12 protein-coding genes and 1 pseudogene are annotated in these 17,037 nt (G+C 70.2%); 9 read left to right on the top strand and 4 right to left on the bottom strand.

All coding sequences use genetic code 11. The features are described from left to right. The first annotated feature begins 328 nt into the window (after positions 1–328). A complete protein-coding gene (locus OHB44_RS30075) occupies positions 329–1,279 on the top strand; it encodes a CDP-alcohol phosphatidyltransferase family protein (protein ID WP_238687766.1) in 951 nt (316 codons plus the stop codon). Positions 1,280–1,336: 57 nt separating this feature from the next. Here the strand turns inward: OHB44_RS30075 and OHB44_RS30070 are convergent, their stop codons facing one another. The 3 genes and pseudogenes from OHB44_RS30070 to OHB44_RS30060 form a co-directional block, all read right to left on the bottom strand. Continuing rightward, the gene (locus OHB44_RS30070; RefSeq protein WP_238687765.1) at positions 1,337–2,590 is read right to left on the bottom strand and encodes a phosphatidylserine decarboxylase; all 1,254 of its coding nucleotides are present in this window, start codon (positions 2,588–2,590) and stop codon (positions 1,337–1,339) included. 592 nt (positions 2,591–3,182) lie between these two features. Next, positions 3,183–3,431: pseudogene (locus OHB44_RS30065) on the bottom strand (hypothetical protein); the annotation flags it as partial. Further along, positions 3,428–5,203, bottom strand: coding sequence for a PspC domain-containing protein (locus OHB44_RS30060; protein ID WP_330438953.1), 1,776 nt, complete (start codon positions 5,201–5,203; stop codon positions 3,428–3,430). The gene OHB44_RS30060 and the pseudogene OHB44_RS30065, both read right to left, overlap by 4 nt. Positions 5,204–5,358: 155 nt before the next feature. Here OHB44_RS30060 and OHB44_RS30055 point away from each other — a divergent pair, with 155 nt between their 5' ends. From OHB44_RS30055 to OHB44_RS30025, 7 genes are all read left to right on the top strand, one after another. Beyond that, the gene (locus OHB44_RS30055; RefSeq protein ID WP_238687763.1) at positions 5,359–6,624 is read left to right on the top strand and encodes an ATP-binding protein; all 1,266 of its coding nucleotides are present in this window, start codon (positions 5,359–5,361) and stop codon (positions 6,622–6,624) included. A 2-nt stretch (positions 6,625–6,626) separates the two neighbouring features. Then, a complete protein-coding gene (locus OHB44_RS30050; RefSeq protein ID WP_088950154.1) occupies positions 6,627–7,313 on the top strand; it encodes a response regulator in 687 nt (228 codons plus the stop codon). 656 nt (positions 7,314–7,969) lie between these two features. Beyond that, positions 7,970–9,607 carry a peptide ABC transporter substrate-binding protein gene (locus OHB44_RS30045; RefSeq protein WP_330438952.1) on the top strand — a complete coding sequence of 546 codons (1,638 nt, stop codon included), beginning with the start codon at positions 7,970–7,972 and terminating at the stop codon, positions 9,605–9,607. Between the two features lie 148 nt (positions 9,608–9,755). After that, complete coding sequence (locus tag OHB44_RS30040) at positions 9,756–10,682, top strand: ABC transporter permease (protein WP_238677478.1); 927 nt, start codon at positions 9,756–9,758, stop codon at positions 10,680–10,682. Next, positions 10,675–11,643, top strand: a complete 969-nt coding sequence (locus OHB44_RS30035) for an ABC transporter permease (RefSeq protein ID WP_238687761.1) — start codon at positions 10,675–10,677, stop codon at positions 11,641–11,643. Before OHB44_RS30040 ends, OHB44_RS30035 begins: the two co-directional genes overlap by 8 nt. A gap of 26 nt (positions 11,644–11,669) precedes the next feature. Then, positions 11,670–12,698, top strand: coding sequence for an ABC transporter ATP-binding protein (locus OHB44_RS30030; RefSeq protein ID WP_330441295.1), 1,029 nt, complete (start codon positions 11,670–11,672; stop codon positions 12,696–12,698). Next, positions 12,691–13,704: an ABC transporter ATP-binding protein gene (locus OHB44_RS30025; protein ID WP_210783364.1), complete on the top strand. Its 1,014-nt coding sequence runs from the start codon at positions 12,691–12,693 to the stop codon at positions 13,702–13,704. Before OHB44_RS30030 ends, OHB44_RS30025 begins: the two co-directional genes overlap by 8 nt. A gap of 168 nt (positions 13,705–13,872) precedes the next feature. On the opposite strand, the gene OHB44_RS30020 is transcribed toward OHB44_RS30025, so the two are convergent. Beyond that, positions 13,873–14,262 carry a chorismate mutase gene (locus OHB44_RS30020; protein ID WP_266304442.1) on the bottom strand — a complete coding sequence of 130 codons (390 nt, stop codon included), beginning with the start codon at positions 14,260–14,262 and terminating at the stop codon, positions 13,873–13,875. A gap of 324 nt (positions 14,263–14,586) precedes the next feature. On the opposite strand from OHB44_RS30020, the gene pcrA reads away from it, so the two are divergent. Continuing rightward, positions 14,587–16,992, top strand: coding sequence for a DNA helicase PcrA (gene pcrA, locus OHB44_RS30015; protein ID WP_330438951.1), 2,406 nt, complete (start codon positions 14,587–14,589; stop codon positions 16,990–16,992). Positions 16,993–17,037: the final 45 nt, after the last annotated feature.

The following is a 17,037-nucleotide window of genomic DNA, read 5'->3' as shown; positions in this document are numbered from 1 at the left end:
CCGACTTGGTGACCCTCCGGTACAGTCAAAGGCGGGAATGATGGAGGAAACGGGCGATGAAGCCCGGGATGGGAACAAGCGAGCGGTTCGAGCGGTTTGACCAGATATAAGTACCGCCGGCAGCTATCGCCAAGCCATGTTCCCCTATGCGATGGTGTACTCCGCAAAACGGCTGCCGGGCCATGCAAGGTCCGGCACGAGACAGCCGGACACCCGCCACGTGGCGGTCAGCAGATCCGGTGATGGAGGAAACGTGCCGAGAGCCCCATGGCGCCGGCGTCGTACTACTGACAGTCCGCGCCCCGCAGGGCGTCGCTGGGCGGGCCGGTTGCGCCGCAGCAGCACGTTCGCCCGCCAGGTGCTGTTGGTCCGAGTCGGTCGCCGTGACGGCGACCTGCACCCGGCCGACCTGGCCCCGACCGAGCACCGGTACGCCGATCGGCAGCGCCGTCGCTACGGCCTGGACCGGCTCAGCCGGCCGACACTGGGCGTGGACCCGACACTGGGCCTGGACCGAGCCCACGTCGACGCGGTCATGCCGGTCAGCCCGGCGATGCCGCCGATGACGCAGACCGACGAGGCCCACTCGATCCCACTGCTCCCCGGCGAGCGCACCATGGCGCGCCGGATGAAATTCGCCCTGGTCAACGCCTGCACGCTGGCCAGCCTGATGCTCGGCATGCTGGCCATCTTCCTGGCCATGCAGGGCGAGGTGCGCATGGCGGCGCTCTGCCTGATCGCGTGCGTCGGCTTCGACGGTCTGGATGGCGCGCTGGCCCGACGGCTCGGGGTGGCCAGCCCGTTCGGCGCACAGATGGACTCACTGGCCGACATGTGCTCGTTCGGTCTCGCCGCGCCGGTAGTGGTCTACGCCTCGCTCGCCGGCTCCGTCTCCACGGCGGCGGCGGCAGTGGCGTGTGCCCTGGTCGCGGCGTGTGCCGCGATCCGACTGGCCCGCTTCAACGTCTCGCCGAAGGACGGCAGGTTCTTCTGCGGGGTGCCCACCACCATGGCGGCCGCTGTGCTCGCCGTGACAGTGGCGATCGGCCTGCCGGTGCCCGGTGCCGTGCTGGTCGCCGGGGTGGCGCTGCTGGCCTTCGCGATGGTGTCGAGCTTCCCGTACGCCAAGCTCGCCCGCCTGGTGAAGCTGCCGCCGTGGCTCTGGCTGGCCCCGGTGATCGGCGCGCTGGTCGACATCCGACTCACGTTCGCCCTGATCGTGGTGGGCTACCTGGTCAGCGGGCCGGTTCTCTGGCTGCGGCAACGTCGTACCGCCTGATCTGAGCAGACAGAACGGGGCGCCGCGGACAGCGGCGCCCCGTTCCTCGTTCGGGGGTCAGCGCCAGCGGGCGATGACCGTTGACCCACCGACCACCTTGTCGCCCGGCCCGACCAGTGGGTCCGCGGCCTCAGCGGGCAGGTAGACGTCGGTCCGGGAACCGAACCGGATCAGCCCGAAGCGCTCGCCCTTGGCCAGCAGCGCGCCGATCGGCGCGCGCTGCACGATCCGGCGGGCGATCAGCCCGGTCCGCTGCGCGACCACAACAGTGCCGCGAGCGGTGTCCAGCACCGTGTACGCGGCGACGTTGTGCTCGGCGTCAGGCTTCATCGCGTTGACGAAGCCGCCATCGGCGACGAAGTAGTCCACCACCTTGCCGGCGACCGGGGCGCGGTTGACGTGCACGTCCAGCACCGACAGGAACACGGCGATCCGTAGCCACTCGCCGTCGCCGAAGCGCTCGTCGTGCAGCCGCTGCACCGACAGGACCTTCCCGTCCGCGCTGGCGACCACGGCGCTCGGGTCCTCCGGCACGTCCCGTTCGGGATCCCGGAAGAACGCGGCGACCGGCCCGGCGGCCAGGGCCGGCAGCAGCCACAGCTTGGACGACGGGCGCGCCACCCGGGCCAGCGCCGCGAGGCCCAGCGCGATGCCCGCGGCCGCCACGCCGTTGGAGTCGATGTGCATGCCCCTGGTCACCGGCACGCTCGACGGCCGGTACGCGGGGGCCAGGCTGTCGGCCGCGGCCGGGCTGGCCGGGGTGAACCGCAGTCGGTAGACCCGCACCGGTGGCGAGTTGCGCAGCACCAGATCGGCGCCGACGCCGTAGAGGGCGTCCTGTCGGGCCAGCTCGGCGGCGGCACCCTCGGTCCGGCCGGGGGTGGCGACGGTCGCCACGCTCAGCACCGCCCCGTCGGTCAGGTACTTGGCCAACCCCTCGACGCCGCCGCGGGTTGCCTCGGCGGTGCCGGTGAACGCCTCACCGGCGATGACGACGACGGCGGCCTCGGCTTCGGCCAGCGAGTCGACGACGCTCACCCGGTCGGCGACCCAGCGGCCCTGGGCTGTGACGTGCTCGCGGAGCGCCGCAGCGCCGAACGGCTCGGCGGGCACCACTGTGAGCCGGTCACCGGGGAGCAGCGCATCGACCGCCGCGGCCAGCACCGCGGAGTCCGGGGTCACCCCGACCAGCAGGGCAGCCTTGGGGTCGTTGATCCGGGCCAGCTCGGCGACGAGGGTACGGGCGGCTCGCTCGCCGATGCGGACCGGACCGGACCGGCCGGTGGTACGCACGGCGGGGGACTGGGTCATGTCGGGCGGGCTCCTGACGGGGGTAGAGACGGGAATCGCGGCGGGACCGGCATGGGCGGGACGGGCCGGCCGGCGGAGGCGAGATCTCCACCAGTCAGCATATGCGTCCGTCCGCGCCGGCCGCACCGCCGTGGGGATGCGGTGGATCGACGCGGACGGCCGCCCGAGGTCAGGCTTCCCTGCGCGGACCCTCCCGCTCGTCACCCGGCCGGTCGCCGACGGCCTCGACTGGTTGGTCGGATCTGGTCGGCTCGTCCCCCTCCGACGAGGCCGGGCGGGCGAGGTTCCCGGTGGTCGGCTCGTCGTCTCCGTTGCCGGGGAAGGGCTCGGTCGGCGGCTCCGCCGGCGGATGAGCCAGCCAGGCCGGGTGGATCACGTCGGTGGCCGGCACGTCGGGCGCCCGCACCTCGGTGGTCGGCGTCTCCAACGTCCGGTCCGCGAAGAGCGTCGGGTCCGAGGAGGGCGTCGGGCCGGAGACGAGCGTCGGGTCGGAGGAGGGAGTGTCCCAGGTGGACCGTTCGGCTTCCCAGTCCGGCAGGGCCGCGCCGGACGTCGACATTGCGGCACCGGAGACGGGCGCGCCGGAGACGGACGTGCCGGAGACGGGCGCTACCGCCTCGGCGGCACCGGCCTCGGCAATCGGCTCCGGCTGGTTCGGTCGACCCGAGCGCAGCGCGCCGACCAGCCCGAAGACCCCGATCAGGATGAGTGCGCCGGCCAGGAACCAGCCGACCGGCGGCAGCGCGAGCCCGAGCAGTTGGGCGAGCAGCCACCAGGCGGACAGCGCCAGGAACACGAGCCCGAAGGCGAACGACACCAGATCCGTGCGGTGAGCCTTCACCGGGTCACCTCCAGGTTGCCGGCATTGACATGGATGTAGAGGCGCAGGGTCCCGCCGCCGGGCCCGTCCGCGCCGACGTCGGTGGATTCCCGCAGGCGGCCGTCCAGCCCGCCCGAGCGGTTGCCGAAGACCGTGGCGTCACCCGCGTTGACGTCGGCCACTGTGGTGACGTCCACGTTCGGCGGCACGACCACTGTCGCCTGGCCAAAGTTGACGGCCACTGTCACCTGGCTGTCCCGTTTCGCGAAGTCGATCCCGCGCAGGTCGAGCACGGCGTCACCGAAGCTGTTCTCGTACCGGTCCGCCAGGTCGCGGTAGTCGGTGGGCGCCCAGGTCACCGCGCCGTCGACCCCCCGGATCCGGTCGTAGGACTCGGCCACGGTCGCTGTGCCCAGCGCCGCCGCGGTCACCAGACCGAGCGCGATGAGCCAGCGCGCCCGCCCGAACCACGTGCCGACCAGCAGGCCGAGGGCGATCGTGGCCAGCGCGGCCGCGAAGTACGCCGAGGCGCTGATGGCGAAGACGTCCAGCAGGTCGAGTAGGGCGACCAGACCGAGCACCAGGAAGATCAGCGAGAAGGTCACCGCGCCGAGCGGCGAGCGCTCCTTGGGCCGCTTCGGCGGCTTCGGCGGCTTGGGCGGAGGAGGCGGAGCCGGGGTCGGCGAAGCGTACGGGCCGTGCGGCGCGAACGGAGGGCGGTAACCGGAGGGCGGCGGGGCTGTCGGATAGCCGGCCGGGGCAGCGGGTGTGCTGCTCACGGGTGCCGACGGCCAACCGGCGCTGGGCATCGCGGTGCTCGGCCAGCCAGGCTGGGCAGCCGTCGTGCCGGCCGGATACCCGGACACCGGGCCGACCCCGGGCAACGGCTGCGTCGCGCTGGTCGGCGGCGCGTCGTACGCCGGGATGGTGACTGTGGGCGCCGCCCCCGTCGTCGCGGTGGCGTACCCCGGACCGGTGCCGAACATCGGCGGCGTCGCCGCTGGGCCGGTCGACGGCGCCGCGCCGTACGACGGCCAGGTCACCGGTGGGACGACCGCGCCGGACGGTGCGGCAGGCGCCGGACCACCCGGGGTGCCGGGCCGTGGATTGCGGCCGTCCCGGTTGAGCAGGAGCGCGCCGGCGACCAGGATGGCCGCGCCGAGCAGCACCGCGCGGAAGGCGTCGGTGACGATGTACGCGAAGCTGGCCGCGACCAGGATGCCCAGGACGATCACCGTCACCGGGGACATGCTGGAGCGACCGCGACCGAGCATGGACTCGACGGGGGACGCGGTGTCGCCCTCGTTCGGGATGATCAGCCAGGCGGCGACGTACACCAGGATGCCGATGCCCCCGAAGAACCCGAGGACCGCGAGCAACACCCGCCAGAGCACCGGATCGGTGTTGGTGGCGCGCCCGATCGCCGCGCAGACACCGGACAGGTACCGCCCCTCGCGCGGCCGGACCAGCCCGTACCGCGAGGTGAAGCCGGTGCCGCCCAGCGGCGGTGGCGGCGCGGACGGACCGGGACCACCCGGCCCGGGTGGTGTGCCGCCCGGGCCGTAGCCGGTGCCCGCCGCGAACCCCGGGCCTGGGCCGTAGCCCGCCGCGGGGGGCGCGTAGCCGTCGGCCGGCTCGCCGGGCGCGGTGCCGGCGGTCGCGTCGGTGCCGGCGTGCGGACCGAACGTGCTGGGCTCGGTCCATTCGGTGGGCGTGGTGGTGGGCGGGGGCGGTGCTGAACCGCCCGACTGTGCCGACCCCGGTCGGGGCGGCGGGGCAGCTTCCTCGGTCATGCTTCGATCCTGCTGCCCGGTCCACCCGAACGGCCTCAGGACCCGACCCTGACCCCACCCTGAGATCCGGCGGCCGGAATGTCGGGGGCGTCCCCGTGGTCGCGGACGCCGCAGCGTGTGACGATCGAGTCACCGACCTCCACCTGTCCGCCACAGTGACCAGGGAGCCTCCGATCAGCACCGTGACCTCGCCCCCGCGCCTGTACCGCGCCCCGGAGCACCGGATGGCCGCCGGCGTCGCCGCCGGTATCGCCGACCATCTCGGCATCTCGGTGCTGCGGGTGCGCGTCGCGTTCATGGTCCTGCTCGGTCTGAGCGGGCTCGGCCTGCTGCTCTACGCGGCGTTCTGGGCGGTGGTGCCGCTGCGTCCCGGTGACACGGCGGTGCCGCCCCGGCGGGACGTCGCCCAACTTCTGCCGTTCGTGGGGATCGGGCTCGGTGTCCTGCTGATCCAGGTGATGGTCTTCGACTCGGTCGGCGCGGCGGGCACCGCCGGTTGGTTGGTGGCCATCATCGCGGTCGGCGCCGGGGTCATCTGGCACCAGTCCGCGCCCGAACGGCGGCGACAGTGGGGCGAGGCCATGCCGGTGCCCTGGCTCGGCGCGGTCGTCGAGGAGAGCGACCGGCGGGCCTTCGTGCTGCGGTTCATCGGCGGGGGAGTGCTGGTCGCGGTCGGCATCATCGGCGTCGCGGCCGTCTACTCACCGGCACAGAACTTCGACGCGGTGATCAATGGCGTGATCTTCGCGTTGGTCGGGCTGGCGGGCGTCGGCGTGGTCGCCGCGCCGGTGCTCTGGCGGACGTACAGCCAGCTCCGCTCGGAGCGCGAGGGGCGCATCCGTGAGCAGGAGCGGGCCGAGTTGGCAGCGATGGTGCACGACCAGGTGCTGCACACGTTGGCCCTGATCCAGCGCAACGCCGGCGACGTCAAGACGGTGCAGCGGCTGGCCCGAGGGCAGGAGCGTTCCCTGCGCAACTGGCTCTACAAGCCGACCGCTTCGCCGAGCGAGCGTTTCGCCGCCGCTCTGGAACAGGCCGCCGCCGAGGTCGAGGACACCTTCGCGATCAGCGTGGAGACGGTGGTGGTGGGGGACCGGGAGACCGACGAGAAGGTCGGGGCGCTGGTCGCGGCCGCGCGGGAGGCGTTGGTGAACGCGGCCCGGCACGCCGGCGTGCAGACCGTGTCGCTCTACGCCGAGGTGGAGCCGGATCAGGTCAGTGTCTTCGTCCGTGACCGGGGGAAGGGCTTCGATCCGGATACCGTGGAGGACCACCGGCACGGCGTACGCGGCTCGATCATCGGGCGGATGAAGCGGCACGGCGGACGGGCCGAAATACGGTCCGGCCCGGGGGAGGGGACCGAGGTCCGGTTGATCCTGCCGATCTCCCGGGACTCGTCCGCAGCGGAGAGGAACAGATGACCATGGCTGAGCAGTCGACCGAGCACCTCGACCCGGCGGAGGCCCGCCCCGAGCGGCTGCGGGTGTTCCTGGTGGACGACCACGCCATGTTCCGAGCCGGGGTGCGCGCGGAGCTGGGCGCCCACGTCGAGGTGGTGGGCGAGGCGAGCACCGTGGCCGAGGCGGTCACCCGGATCGCCGCCGTCGGCCCGGACGTGGTGCTGCTCGACGTGCACATGCCCGACGGTGGCGGTCGTGCGGTGCTGGAGGCGATGCGGCGTACGCACCCGCAGGTCAAGTTCCTCGCGTTGAGCGTCTCCGACGCGGCGGAGGACGTGATCGGGTTGATCCGTGCCGGCGCCCGTGGGTACGTCACAAAGACCATCTCCCCGGACGAGTTGGCTGCCGCGATCCGTCGCGTGGCCGACGGGGACGCGGTGTTCAGCCCACGGCTGGCCGGGTTCGTGCTGGACGCCTTCGCGGCCCGGCCGGACGCGCCGGTGGCCGACCCGGAGCTGGACCAGCTCACCAACCGTGAGCGTGAGGTGCTGCGGCTGCTGGCCCGGGGGTACGCGTACAAGGAGATCGCCAAGGAGCTGTTCATCTCCATCAAGACTGTGGAGACGCACGTGTCGAACGTGCTGCGCAAGCTTCAGATGTCCAACCGCTACGAGCTCTCCCGTTGGGCGGCGGATCGCCGCCTCGTGTGACGGCGCGTCGTTACCGGTGAGGAGACGGCGCGTCGTTACCGGTGAGGAGACGGCGCGTCGTTACCGGTGAGGAGACGGCGCGTCGTCACCGGCGAGGATCAGAGAAACGTCCGGCGCGCCCTCGTACACCCAGCCGATGATCGTGTCCGGGTAGCCGTGGGGGCCCTCATCCGGATGGCTCGAAACGTGAGTGGTGACGGACGTCCCACCGGGCTCGTGTGACCTCGGGGCTCGCGCAGGGGCCGAGGCCGACTGTTCGGGTGGCGCAACGTATTTCCTGCTCAGTGCCGCCCGCGTCGGGCGTTTTATGATCATTTTTCAAGTATCGGCAACGTGGCGGGCAACTAACGGCTTGATAACGGCACCTTCACGGAAGAGGCCAGTGGGTGTCACAGTGGCAGCACCTCACCATCGGTGTGTGGCACTCCGTACGCCCCACGACCACGATTCCGCCGATCTCGGCGGCCCGTGGCTGTGTCGATTGCGTCGTGCCAAGCCTCGTTGGTGGGGGAGCCCGGCGGATCGGAACATCAGGGGTGTCCCCAACTTCCCTGTGGTCCCGGCGACCCGCGCCCCCGGGGTGGTCGGGCGGTGTCACCCCCAAACGTGCGTGAAACCCACGACGGAACCTGGTTAGAAAGAGGAGGCCCCTCGGAATGAGAGTCTCGAAGCGGGCGACGAGCGCCATCGCGCTCAGCGCGGCTGCCGCGCTTGTCGCGAGCGGTTGCTCGAGCGGCGGCGGCGACGAAACTGCCGCCAGCGCGGATGGCTCGATCGTTGTTCACGGCGTCCAGCCGGAGAACCCGCTGGTCCCGTCGAACACCACGGAGACCGGTGGCGGCAAGATCATCGACTGGCTCTTCACTGGCCTGGTCGAGTACCCGAACGACGGTGGGGCCCCGCGTAACGCGCTTGCGGAGTCCATCAACACCACGGACTCCAAGGTCTTCACGATCAAGATCAAGGCCGGTACCAAGTTCCACGACGGTACCGAGGTCAAGGCGAAGAACTTCGTCGACGCCTGGAACTGGGCCGCCTACTCGCCGAACGGTGCGCAGAACGGCACCTTCTTCGCGGACATCGCGGGCTTCGACCAGACCTACACCACGGACCCGGATGGCGCGGACGGCCCGAAGAAGGCCCCGACGCCGACGACCGACAAGATGTCCGGCCTGAAGGTCATCGACGACCAGACCTTCGAGGTCACCCTGGCGGCGCCGACCGCGGTCTTCCCGACCAAGCTCGGCTACAGCGCCTTCATGCCGCTGCCGGACGTGTTCTTCACCATGAAGCCGGAAGAGTTCGGCCGCAAGCCGATCGCCAACGGCCCGGTGAAGTTCGTGTCGTGGGAGGACAACTCCCTCATCAAGCTGACGCGCTTCGACGACTACAACCTTCGCGACAAGATGAAGGTCAAGGACGTCGACGTCAAGCTGTACCAGGACGACAACGCGGCCTACGCCGATCTGCTGGCCAACAACCTCGACTTCATGGAGGTTGTCCCCACCTCGGCGCTCGCCGGCGACAAGTGGAAGACCGACCTCGGTGAACGGGGCCGCTCGACCGTCACGCCGTCGACCGCGTTCATCGCGTTCCCGATCTACGACAAGCGCTTCCAGAACCCGAAGCTGCGTCGTGCGGTGTCGCTGGCGGTCAACCGGCAGGAGATCTCCGACAAGATCTTCTTCGGCACCCGCAAGCCGGCCGACAGCTGGGCGAACCCGCTGACCCCGGGCGCCAAGCCGGGCAACTGCACCGCCTGCAAGTTCGACCCGGCCACGGCCAAGACGCTGCTCGCCGAGGCCGGTGGCTTCAGCGGTGAGATGGTCTTCTACTACAACGCGGACTCCGCCCACAAGGACTGGATGGACGCCGTCGCGCAGCAGATCAAGACCAACCTCAACATCAACGCCCGGGCCGAGGGTGTGCCGACCTTCGCGGTGTTCCGCCAGAACATCAACGCCCACAAGATGAACGGCCCGTACCGCGCTGCCTGGCAGCAGGACTACCCGGACGTCGAGAACTGGGTCAACCCGCTGTTCATCACCAACGGCTCCTCGAACGACGGCCTCTACAGCAACCCCGAGGTCGACGCCCTTGCCAAGCAGGCCAGCGGCGCTCCGAGCCTGGAGGCCTCGCACGAGGCGTTCGCCAAGGCGGTCGAGAAGGTCGACCAGGACGTCCCGAGCATCCCGGTCTACTTCTACGGTCAGCAGTCCGGCCACTCGGAGAAGATCAAGAAGCTCGAGCTGAACAACGTCGGCGAGATCGACATCACCTCGGTCGAGCTCTGATCCGAACGGTCTGACCCCGGGTCGGGCTCGCCACATCCGGTGAGCCCGACCCGGGGCCGTTCCGCGATTGGGTGTTACAACACTCCACTCGCACGTTGTCACCACCGTGTCGGCCGTCCGACGCGCCCCCTGTCTGGAGGACCACCCCATGGGCCGTTATCTGTTGAGACGGCTGCTCCAACTCGTGCCGGTCTTCATCGGTACGACGTTCCTGATCTACTGGCTCGTCTGGGCCGTTCCGGGCGATCCGTTCGCCGGCAAGTGCGGTGAGCGTCGCTGCCCGGACCAGTACATCGCCTTCATGACCGAGAAGTACCACCTCGACCAGAACGTCTTCGTGCAGTACGCCAACTACATGAAGAACCTGCTCCAGGGCGACTTCGGTCAGACGTTCTCGCAGCGCGAGATCAGCGACATCATCCTGACTTCGTACCCGAACACCCTGAAGCTGGCCGTCGTGGCGCTCGCCATCGAGGCCGTGATCGGCCTCGGCGCCGGCGTGCTGAGCGGTCTGCGGCGTAACGGCTTCCTGGACAACCTGGTCCTGGTCTCCACCCTCTTCCTGATCGCACTGCCGGTCTTCGTGGTCGGCTTCGTGCTCCAGTGGCTGCTGGGTGTGCAGTGGGGCATCATCAAGCCGACCGTCTCCTCCGAGATGCGGTGGTCCGAGCTGATCGTGCCCGGCTTCGTGCTCGGCAGCGCGTCAGTGGCGTACATCGCACGGGTGGCAAGAACGAGCATCGCGGAGAACCGCCGCGCGGACTACGTGCGCACCGCCATCGCCAAGGGCCTGCCGATGCGCCGAGTCGTTGGTGTGCACCTGCTGCGCAACTCGCTCATCCCGGTGGTGACCCTGCTCGGCACCGACCTCGGCGCCCTGATGGGCGGCGCGATCGTCACCGAGGGAATCTTCGGCATCAACGGGATCGGCCGCCAGGTCTTCCGAGCGATCATCACCAAGGAAAGCGCCACTGTAGTAGGCATCGTGGTCGTCCTGGTGCTGGTCTATCTCGTGATGAATCTGCTGGTTGACCTGCTCTACGCCGCCCTGGACCCGAGGATCCGTTATGAGTGACCCGAGTACCGCATCGATCGTCAGCACCCCTGGCGCACACCCCACCGACTCCGCCGCCCCCGCCACCGCGGGCCAGCCGCAGAGCAACGACAAGCCGCGCGGCCTGCTCGGCGACGCCTGGCGGGACCTGCGACGCAAGCCGCTGTTCTGGATCTCGGCCACGCTGATCGTGATCTTCCTGCTGATGGCGGCCTTCCCGGCGCTGTTCGCCCCGGGCGACGCGGTCAACGGCTCGCTGTCCCGCAGCCTCGACAAGCCGTCGGCCAATGGCTGGTTCGGCTACGACGTGCAGGGCCGTGACGTCTACGCTCGCGTCATCTACGGTGCGCGTGCGTCCATCCAGGTCGCCGTGCTCTCCGTGCTGGGCACCCTGCTCATCGGCGGAACCATGGGCATCATCTCCGGTTACCGCGGTGGCTGGGTGGACGCGCTGCTCAGCCGGATCGCCGACGTCTTCTTCGGTCTGCCCTTCGTGCTCGGCGCGATCGTCATCCTGACCACCTTCAACGGCTCGGGCGCCGGCAACAGCAAGAACAAGATCATGGGCCTGGTGACCGCGTCCCTGATCGTGCTGAGCTGGCCGGTCGTGATGCGACTGATGCGCTCCTCGGTGCTCGCCACCAAGGAGGCCGACTACATCGTGGCGGCCCGCGCACTGGGTGCCGGCACCGGCCGGATCATCCTCAAGCACCTGCTGCCGAACTGCCTGGCCCCGTTGCTGGTGTACGGCACGATCATGGTCGGCTCGTTCATCGGCGCCGAGGCCACCCTGTCGTTCCTGGGCGTCGGTCTGAAGTCGCCGGTGGTGTCCTGGGGCATCATGATCAGCGACGGGCAGCAGTTCATCCGGGTCGCGCCGGGGCTGGTGTTCTTCCCCGCCGCGTTCCTCGTCACCGCAGTGCTGAGCTTCGTGATGCTCGGTGAGTCGGTCCGCGAGGCCCTCGATCCGAAACTCCGCTAGGGGAGATCCAGTTGTCCGACATTCTCGTGTCCGAGCAGTCAGCGCCGGGACCCGGCGGGTCCCGGCGTCCCTCCGGCCGCCTGCTCGAGGTCGACGACCTGCGGGTGGAGTTCCGCACCCGGGACGGCGTCGCAAAGGTCATCAACGGGGTCACGTACCACGTCGACGCGGGGGAGACCCTCGCCGTGCTCGGCGAGTCCGGCTCCGGTAAGAGCGTCACCGCGCAGACCATCATGGGCATCCTCGACACGCCGCCCGGCTTCGTCACCGGTGGGCAGGTCCGCTTCCACGGCAAGGACATGCTCCGCATGTCCGACGAGGAGCGCCGCCGCATCCGCGGCGAGGGCATCGCGATGATCTTCCAGGACGCGCTCTCCGCGCTGAACCCCGTCTTCACCGTCGGGTTCCAGATCGCTGAGCAGTTCCGGGTCCGGCGGGGCATGAGCCGCGCGGAGGCCAAGAAGCGCGCGATCGACATGCTCGACCAGGTCAAGATCCCGAACGCCAAGGGCCGGTTCAACAACTACCCGCACCAGTTCTCTGGCGGTATGCGGCAGCGCGCGATGATCGCGATGTCGCTGGCGCTCGACCCCGAGGTGCTGATCGCGGACGAGCCGACCACCGCCCTCGACGTGACGGTGCAGGCCCAGATCATGGACCTGCTGGCCGAGCTTCAGCGCGAGCGGCAGATGGGCATGATCCTGATCACCCACGACCTCGGCGTGGTCGCCGACGTCGCGGACCGGATCGCTGTCATGTACGCGGGCCGGATCGTCGAGGAAGCCGACGTGTACGAGCTGTACGCCAAGCCGGCGCACCCGTACACGCTGGGTCTGATCGACTCGATCCCGCGCCTCGACGAGAAGGGGCAGCAGCTCCGGACGATCAAGGGCCTCCCGCCGAACCTGATGAACATCCCGCCGGGCTGCCCGTTCAACCCGCGGTGCCCGATGGCTCAGCCGGTGTGCCGGGAGAAGGTCCCGCCGCTGCTGCAGGTCGGCCCCGCTCGGGCCAGCGCCTGCCACTTCGCCGAGGAGCTGGTGAACCGTGTCTGAGAACATCCTCGAGGTCAATGACCTGGTCAAGCACTACCCCGTCACGCAGGGTGTGGTGTTCAAGAAGACCGTCGGTCAGGTCAAGGCGGTCGACGGGGTCTCGTTCGGACTGCGCGCCGGTGAGACGCTCGGTGTGGTCGGCGAGTCCGGCTGCGGTAAGTCGACGCTTGCCCGGGTGCTGATGAACCTGGAGAAGCCGACCGCCGGCAACGTGGTCTACAAGGGCCAGGACATCTCGAAGCTGTCCGGTGGGGCGCTGCGGCGTCTCCGCCGGCAGATCCAGCTGGTCATGCAGGACCCGTACACCTCGCTGAACCCGCGGATGACCGTCGGTGACCTGCTCGGCGAGCCGTTCGAGATCCACCCGGAGGTGGCGCCGAAGGGCAGCCGCCGGGCCAAGGTTCGCGAGCTTCTCGACCTGGTCGGGCTCAACCCGGAGCACATCAACAGGTACCCGCACCAGTTCTCCGGCGGTCAGCGTCAGCGCATCGGCATCGCCCGCGCGCTCGCGCTGCGGCCCGAGATCATCGTCTGCGACGAGCCGGTGTCGGCGCTGGACGTCTCCATCCAGGCCCAGGTCATGAACCTGCTGGAGCAGTTGCAGGGCGAGTTCGGCCTCTCGTACGTCTTCATCGCGCACGACCTGTCGGTGGTCCGCCACCTGTCGGACCGGGTCGCGGTGATGTACCTCGGCAAGATCGTCGAGATCGGCACCGAGGACGAGATCTACGAGCGACCGACCCACCCGTACACCCAGGCGCTGCTCTCCGCGGTGCCGGTGCCGGACCCGACGCAGCGGCACAACAAGACGATCATCCGGCTCACGGGTGACGTGCCGTCGCCGATCAGCCCGCCGTCGGGCTGCCGGTTCCGGACCCGCTGCTGGAAGGCGCAGGACGTCTGCGCCGAGCAGGTCCCGCTGCTGGAGATCCGACGGGACTCGGACCACCCGAGCGCCTGCCACTTCGCCGAGAAGCGCGAGATCGTCGCCAGCCACGAGGTGTGAGTCACCGAGACCGCCTGCCGCCGTCACCACGACGACGGCAGGCGGTCTCGTCTGTCAGTGACCCGGATCGGCAGCGCGGCGCCTGGCCGCCCACGCGGCGTCAGTGAGCAGACGGGCGGTGTGGCTCACCAGGGGGCCGTGGCCCGGTTCGACGCGGGCTGGGACGGCTCACAGCGGGCCGCGGCCCGCGCGGAGCAGCAGCAGGGCCAGTTGGGTGCCGTCGGCGCCGAGCGCGACCCGGAAACGCTCCAGGATCTCCCGTTCCCGGGAGAGCACCAGGCGGGTCCCTCCGGACGCCATCCGGGTCACCCCGACCTCCTGGGACAACGCGGCCCGCTCCTGCCAGAGCGTGATCAACTCGTGGTCGATCGCGTCGATCCGTTCCCTGATCTGCACGATCCGCGCCGAGGCGGACGGCTCCTGGGTGCCGGTCTGCTGCTCGGCCGGCTCGGCGTCCGCCCCCGCCGGTGGTGTGGCCACCGCCGGCTCAGTGCCCTGCACGGCGGGCTGCCCCGGTCGGATCGGGCTGCCGCTCTGCTCCATCACGTCTGTCATCATCGGGTACCTCTCGCACTGTGGTGCCCGGTGCCCGGAACCTGGGACGGAAAAAGCCCCGGACTCCAGGAGCCCGGGGCTTTAGCAGGTCTGAATCGATCAGGCGCGACCTACGGCAGCCGGACTCCCGGTGCCATAGTAAAAGTAGAAGCGCGCAGCGATCACGCCGTCGAGTATGCCCACGTCGTTGCCGGGTGCGCAAGCATTCCGCGTCGCGGAGGGCGCCTTTCGCCGGTGGGCGTGTCGGGTGGTGGTGCGTGCCGTCGGGCACGAGCCGCTGAGCGCCAGAGGCGCAGTGTCCGGCCGGCGGCATAGACTTGTCGGGCGATGCATCCTCTCTTCGACATCCCCGCGTCCCCGCCTGCGCCGGAGTCCGCGCCGGCCCGCCCGCACCGACCCGGGGCTGCCGTCGTGCGCCTCGATCCGCAGCAGCTGCTCGCCGGGCTGAACGGGCCGCAGCGCGACGCCGTCAGCCATGCCGGCTCGCCGCTGCTGATCGTGGCCGGCGCCGGGTCCGGCAAGACCCGGGTGCTCACGCACCGGATCGCCTATCTCCTCGCCGCTCGGGACGTGCACCCCGGTGAGATCATCGCCATCACCTTCACCAACAAGGCCGCCGGCGAGATGAAGGAACGCGTCGCCGCGCTGGTGGGCCCCCGGGCCCGCCTGATGTGGGTGTCGACGTTCCACTCGGCCTGCGTGCGGATCCTGCGTGCGGAGCACGAGCACGCCGGCCTCAAATCGACATTCTCGATCTACGACGCCGACGACTCCCGCCGGTTGATGCAGTTGGTCACCCGCGAGCTGGATCTCGACCCGAAGCGCTACCCGGCGCGGGGGTTGGCCGCCCAGGTCTCCAACCTCAAGAACGAGCTGGTCGACCCGGAGCAGTTCGCGGCACGGGCCACCGGGCCCAACGAGCGGGCGCTGGCCGAGGCGTACACGCTCTACCAGCGTCGGCTGCGTGAGGCGCACGCCCTGGACTTCGACGACCTGATCATGACGACGGTGCACCTGCTCCAGTCCCACCCGCACGTCGCGGAGAGCTACCGTCGGCGGTTCCGGCACGTGCTGGTGGACGAGTACCAGGACACCAACCACGCCCAGTACATCCTGATCAAGGAGCTGGTGTCCGGCACCGAGGGGGTGGAGCCGGCCGAGCTGTGCGTGGTCGGCGACGCGGACCAGTCGATCTACGCGTTCCGGGGTGCGACGATCCGCAACATCCTGGAGTTCGAACGGGACTACACCGACGCGCGGACGATCCTGCTGGAGCAGAACTACCGCTCCACCCAGACCATCCTCAACGCGGCCAACGCGGTGATCGACCGCAACACCTCCCGCAAACCGAAGCGGCTGTGGAGCGAGGCCGGCGCCGGCGAGCAGATCGTCGGCTACGTGGCCGACACCGAGCACGCCGAGGCCGACTGGGTGGCCCGTGAGATCGACCGGCTGGTCGACGCCGACGAGACCCGCCCCGGCGACGTCGCCGTCTTCTATCGCACCAACGCGCAGTCCCGCGTCTTCGAGGAGGTGTTCATCCGGGTCGGCCTGCCCTACAAGGTGGTCGGCGGGGTGCGCTTCTACGAGCGCAAGGAGGTCCGCGACGCACTGGCGTACCTGCGTTCGGTGGTCAACGACGACGACACGGTGAGCCTGCGGCGGGTGCTCAACACTCCGCGCCGGGGGATCGGCGACCGCGCCGAGGCGTGTGTCGAGGCGCTCTCCAGTCGCGACCGGATCTCGTTCGGCGCGGCGCTGCGGCGGGCCCGGGAGGCGCCGGGCATCTCCAGCCGGGCTGCCAATGGCATCGCCGACTTCGTGGCGCTGCTCGACGGGGCCCGCGAGCTGTCCGAGACCGGCACCCCGGAAGAGGTGCTGGAGGCGCTGCTGACCCGCTCGGGCTACCTCACCGAGCTGGAGGAGAGCCTGGACCCGCAGGACGCCGGTCGGGTGGACAACCTCCAGGAGTTGGTCAGCGTCGCCCGCGAGTACACCGAGCGGATCGAGGCGTTGGGCGAGGAGGGCGAGCGGGCCACCTTGGCCGGTTTCCTGGAGCAGGTGGCGCTGGTCGCCGACGCCGACCAGATCCCGTCCGACGACCCCGACCACCAGGGCGTTGTCACCCTGATGACGCTGCACACCGCCAAGGGGCTGGAATTCCCGGTGGTCTTCCTGACCGGGCTGGAGGACGGCGTCTTCCCGCACCTGCGCTCGCTGGGCGACACCCGGGAGTTGGAGGAGGAGCGCCGCCTGGCGTACGTCGGCATCACCCGTGCCCGACAGCGGCTCTACATGTCCCGGGCGGTGACCCGCTCGGCCTGGGGGCAGCCGTCCTACAACCCGCCGTCGCGCTTCCTGGAGGAACTGCCGACCGAGTTGGTGCACTGGGAGCGCACCGAGGGGTCGTACACCTCGTGGGCTGGCGGGGGCGGCGGCGTCGGTGGCCGTGCGGACCGCGCGCCCGGCGTGCGTGGCAACTTCACGGGGGGTACGCCGAAGGCGGCGCAGTTGGCGCAGCGGCTCGGCGTGGACGCCAGCCGGCTGACCACCGCCAGCGAGCTGCCGCAGGGGCCGAAGGTGTCAGCGGGCGACCGGGTCAACCATCAGCGGTACGGGTTGGGGCGGGTGCTCGCCGTCGAGGGGCACGGCCCGGGTGCCCGCGCGCAGATCGACTTCGGCGACCAGACCATGTGGCTGGTGCTCCGGCACGCCCCGGTCGACAAGCTCTGACCCGGCGCGCCCGCACGATTGCACTGCGGCAGGAGGGAGGGGCCT

The organism is Micromonospora sp. NBC_00821, from assembly GCF_036347035.1.
Taxonomy (GTDB): Bacteria; Actinomycetota; Actinomycetes; order Mycobacteriales; family Micromonosporaceae; genus Micromonospora; species Micromonospora hortensis.
The sequence above is the reverse complement of the archived record's forward strand: the minus strand, read 5'-3'. Positions and strand labels throughout refer to the sequence as shown.

Excerpts from the sequence above, each read along its gene's own strand:
- OHB44_RS30040 (WP_238677478.1), top strand. The coding sequence starts at position 9,756 with ATGGGCCGTTATCTGTTGAGACGGCTGCTCCAACTCGTGCCGGTCTTC.
- OHB44_RS30070 (WP_238687765.1), bottom strand. The coding sequence starts at position 2,590 with ATGACCCAGTCCCCCGCCGTGCGTACCACCGGCCGGTCCGGTCCGGTC.
- OHB44_RS30020 (WP_266304442.1), bottom strand. The coding sequence starts at position 14,262 with ATGATGACAGACGTGATGGAGCAGAGCGGCAGCCCGATCCGACCGGGG.
- OHB44_RS30035 (WP_238687761.1), top strand. The coding sequence starts at position 10,675 with ATGAGTGACCCGAGTACCGCATCGATCGTCAGCACCCCTGGCGCACAC.
- OHB44_RS30060 (WP_330438953.1), bottom strand. The coding sequence starts at position 5,203 with ATGACCGAGGAAGCTGCCCCGCCGCCCCGACCGGGGTCGGCACAGTCG.
- pcrA (WP_330438951.1), top strand. The coding sequence starts at position 14,587 with ATGCATCCTCTCTTCGACATCCCCGCGTCCCCGCCTGCGCCGGAGTCC.
- OHB44_RS30050 (WP_088950154.1), top strand. The coding sequence starts at position 6,627 with ATGGCTGAGCAGTCGACCGAGCACCTCGACCCGGCGGAGGCCCGCCCC.
- OHB44_RS30045 (WP_330438952.1), top strand. The coding sequence starts at position 7,970 with ATGAGAGTCTCGAAGCGGGCGACGAGCGCCATCGCGCTCAGCGCGGCT.